This is a genomic window from Thalassospira sp. MCCC 1A03138 (assembly GCF_002115785.1).
GTDB lineage: Bacteria > Pseudomonadota > Alphaproteobacteria > Rhodospirillales > Thalassospiraceae > Thalassospira.
The window spans coordinates 1-2,500 of sequence record NZ_JFJY01000019.1 but is presented as its reverse complement, the minus strand read 5'-3'; the positions used below and the strand labels follow the sequence as shown (position 1 = coordinate 2,500).

Here is a 2,500-nt window from a genome sequence, read left to right as displayed (position 1 = left end):
AGTTCCTGAAACCGGATGCCTACAAGCAGTTGGAGCCTCTATATGGGGTGACAGCGTACCTCTTGCATAATGGGTCAGCGAGTTAGTCTTACAAGCGAGCTTAAGCCGTTAGGTGTAGGCGCAGCGAAAGCGAGTCTGAATAGGGCGATTGAGTTTGTGGGATTAGACCCGAAACCAGGTGATCTAGCCATGAGCAGGTTGAAGGTGATGTAACAGTCACTGGAGGACCGAACCCACGTCTGTTGAAAAAGACGGGGATGACTTGTGGTTAGGGGTGAAAGGCCAATCAAACCTGGAGATAGCTGGTTCTCCGCGAAATCTATTTAGGTAGAGCGTCAGACGAATACCATCGGGGGTAGAGCACTGAATGGGCTAGGGGGCCTTACCGGCTTACCAAACCTAATCAAACTCCGAATACCGATGAGTACTATCTGGCAGACAGACTACGGGTGCTAAGGTCCGTGGTCGAGAGGGAAACAGCCCAGACCGCCAGTTAAGGTCCCAAAGTTGTGGCTAAGTGGGAAAGGATGTAGGACGGCCAAGACAACCAGGACGTTGGCTTAGAAGCAGCCATCGTTTAAAGAAAGCGTAACAGCTCACTGGTCTAAATAAGCTGTCCCGCGCCGAAGATGTACCGGGGCTCAAGCCACACACCGAAACTGCGGATTTGTTCTTTATTGAACAAGTGGTAGCGGAGCGTTCCGTAAGCCTGTGAAGGTGTACCGTAAGGTATGCTGGAGGTATCGGAAGCGAGAATGCTGACATGAGTAGCGACAAAGGGAGTGAGAACCTCCCTCGCCGAAAGCCCAAGGGTTCCTGCGCAAGGCCAATCCGCGCAGGGTGAGTCGGCCCCTAAGACGAGGCGGAAACGCGTAGTCGATGGGAAACAGGTTAATATTCCTGTACCCGTGAGAAGTGACGGCCTCTGGAAGTAGTGTCTCCTTATTGGATTGGAGATGCTGCCAAGGAGGTCCAGGAAATAACTCTCACATATGGACCGTACCCGAAACCGACACAGGTGGGCAGGTTGAATATACCAAGGCGCTTGAGAGAACGATGTTGAAGGAACTCGGCAAATTGCCCCCGTAACTTCGGGAGAAGGGGGCCCACCGTGAAGGCAACTTTACGGTGGGGGCACAGACCAGGGGGTGGCGACTGTTTACTAAAAACACAGGGCTCTGCGAAGTCGCAAGACGACGTATAGGGTCTGACGCCTGCCCGGTGCCGGAAGGTTAAGAGGAGATGTGCAAGCATTGAATTGAAGCCCCGGTAAACGGCGGCCGTAACTATAACGGTCCTAAGGTAGCGAAATTCCTTGTCGGGTAAGTTCCGACCTGCACGAATGGCGTAACGACTTCCCCACTGTCTCCAACATCGACTCAGCGAAATTGAATTCTCCGTGAAGATGCGGAGTACCCGCGGTCAGACGGAAAGACCCCGTGCACCTTTACTACAGCTTTGCAGTGGTATCAGGATGTGAATGTGCAGAATAGGCGGGAGGCTATGAACCCGAAGCGCCAGCTTCGGTGGAGCCACCTTTGAGATACCGCCCTTTTGCTTCCTGATATCTAACCGAGGTCCGTTATCCGGATCCGGGACCCTGCATGGCGGGTAGTTTGACTGGGGCGGTCGCCTCCCAAAGAGTAACGGAGGCGCGCGATGGTAGGCTCAGGCTGGTCGGACATCAGCTTAAGAGTGCAATGGCAAAAGCCTGCCTGACTGCGAGACTGACAAGTCGAGCAGAGACGAAAGTCGGTCATAGTGATCCGGTGGTCCCGCGTGGAAGGGCCATCGCTCAACGGATAAAAGGTACGCCGGGGATAACAGGCTGATACTCCCCAAGAGTCCACATCGACGGGAGTGTTTGGCACCTCGATGTCGGCTCATCACATCCTGGGGCTGGAGCAGGTCCCAAGGGTTTGGCTGTTCGCCAATTAAAGTGGTACGTGAGCTGGGTTTAGAACGTCGTGAGACAGTTCGGTCCCTATCTGCCGTGGGCGCAGGATACTTGAGAAGAGCTGTCCCTAGTACGAGAGGACCGGGATGGACGCACCTCTGGTGTACCGGTTGTTCCGCCAGGAGCATCGCCGGGTAGCTAAGTGCGGAAGGGATAACCGCTGAAAGCATCTAAGCGGGAAGCCCCCTTCAAGACTAGGTATCCCTATCAGATCCCTGGAAGACCACCAGGTTGATAGGCTGGGTGTGGAAGCGTGGCAACACGTGAAGCTAACCAGTACTAATTGATCGATCGGCTTGATTGATCCCTCTTGCTAATTGAACACTTCTGACTTCTTGCGCAGCGGTAAAACCCGCCAAAGCAAAATACAAAACAACCAATATCGCATCACAAAATCTCCGATCTCTTCGCTGTGTTTCGACGGCCCGGTGGCCATAGCGGCCGGGAACCACCTGATCCCATCCCGAACTCAGAAGTGAAACCTGCCTGCGCCGATGGTACTTTGTCTTAAGGCACGGGAGAGTAGGTCACCGCCGGGCCTTC

At 54.2% G+C, this 2,500-nt stretch carries 2 rRNA genes (1 of these 2 cut by a window edge); both read left to right on the top strand.

What is annotated here, in order from left to right:
* Nucleotides 1-2,261 (top strand): 23S ribosomal RNA (locus TH468_RS21025); it begins 489 nt to the left of the window's first position.
* A 120-nt stretch (nucleotides 2,262-2,381) separates the two neighbouring features.
* Nucleotides 2,382-2,496: ribosomal RNA gene (gene rrf, locus TH468_RS21020) — 5S ribosomal RNA — on the top strand.
* Nucleotides 2,497-2,500 lie beyond the last annotated feature (4 nt).